Genomic DNA, 1,525 nt, shown 5'->3' with positions numbered 1-1,525 from the left:
TCAGGTGGTGGGATGATTTCCAATCGGGCAAAAGAAATATTTGAGCATATTGCTCCGAACTATCACATTACCCTGGAAGAATGGAATCATGATCAGGACCATGTTCACATCATGTTCCGTGCTCATCCAAAATCGGAACTGAGTAAGTTTATCAATGCGTATAAAAGCGCAAGCAGCCGGCTGATTAAAAAGGAGTACCAGGAAGTCCGGCAAAAGCTATGGAAGGAAATGTTCTGGAGCCAGAGTTTTTGTCTGTTGAGTGCCGGAGGTGCCCCGATTGAGGTCATCCGTCAGTACATTGAAACACAGGGAGAGGGTAAAAGTGAACACCGTGTACCGTTTTCGGATTTATCCGAATAAACCACAAAGGGAATTATTTGCAAAGACATTTGGTTGTGTTCGTTTTGTTTATAACCGGATGCTTGCGGAGAAAAAAGCTTACTATGAGAAAACGGGAAAGAACTTAAGCGTGACACCGGCCAGATATAAATCCGAGTTTCCGTGGTTGAAGGAAGTAGACAGTCTGGCACTGTGCAATGCGCAGCTGCATTTGCAGACTGCATATAAAAATTTCTTTCGTGATGACTCAGTTGGTTTTCCGAAATTCAAATCAAAAAAGAAACCTGTGAGAAGTTATACAACCAATTGTGTGAATGGAAACATCGCCTTACAAAATGGAAAGTTAAAACTTCCAAAAGCTGGCTGGGTCCGCATCAGACAGCATCGGAAGATTGAGGAAGATTACCAGTTGAAAGGTGCAACCATCACTCAGGAAGCAGATGAACGATACTATGTTGCTTTGTTATATTCCTGCGAGGAACCGGTGAACGAAATCAGGAAAGCAGAATCCGCGATTGGTCTTGATTTTTCCATGAAAGAGTTATATGTGGATTCCAATGGAAATCGTGCGGCATATCCTCATTTTTTCTCAAAAGCCCAGAAGAAGCTGGCAAGGGAGCAGCGTAAACTGAGCCACTGCGAACAGGGGAGTAACCGTTATAAAAAGCAAAAGAAGAAAGTAGCACGGATCCATACCCATATCGCACATAAGCGAAAGGATTTTTTGCATAAGGAGTCGAGGAAGATAGCCAATTCCTATGATATCGTGTGCATGGAAGATCTGAATATGAAAGAAATGAGCCAGGATATGTGTTTTGGAAAGCGTGTTCATGACAATGGCTGGGGAATGTTCACGGATTTTCTGGCATATAAAATGGAACGCGCCGGGAAGAAACTGGTCCGTATTGACCGCTGGTATCCCAGCTCCAAAACCTGCAGCTGCTGTGGAAACATAAAAGAGGATTTGCAATTGAGTGATCGCATTTATGAGTGTGCGTGCGGAAATCGAATGGACCGGGATCAAAACGCAGCAATCAATATATGCAGGGAAGGTATTCGAATATCTGGAATGATACTTGATACGGAAAAGAAAATCTCCTGATCCTTGCGGAAGAAATTCCATACTATCATAATGTCTAATAAAACCGTGGGACACACGGGGATAGCTCGCTTATGCTTTGCCCTA

The 1,525-nt window shown here is 43.3% G+C and carries 2 protein-coding genes; both read left to right on the top strand.

The genetic code is table 11. The features are described 5' to 3' along the window. A partial coding sequence (gene tnpA / locus DW922_RS12975; RefSeq protein WP_118726832.1) for an IS200/IS605 family transposase occupies positions 1 to 360 on the top strand: 360 nt, incomplete at its 5' end. Then, positions 323 to 1,441 carry an RNA-guided endonuclease TnpB family protein gene (locus DW922_RS12970; RefSeq protein ID WP_118726805.1) on the top strand — a complete coding sequence of 373 codons (1,119 nt, stop codon included), beginning with the start codon at positions 323 to 325 and terminating at the stop codon, positions 1,439 to 1,441. The genes tnpA and DW922_RS12970, both read left to right, overlap by 38 nt. Positions 1,442 to 1,525: the final 84 nt, after the last annotated feature.

It is taken from the genome of Clostridium sp. AM42-4 (assembly GCF_003480105.1).
In the GTDB taxonomy this organism is placed as follows: Bacteria; Bacillota; Clostridia; order Lachnospirales; family Lachnospiraceae; genus Brotaphodocola.
Note: the sequence above shows the minus strand (reverse complement) of the source record. Positions and strands in the feature narration are given on the sequence as shown.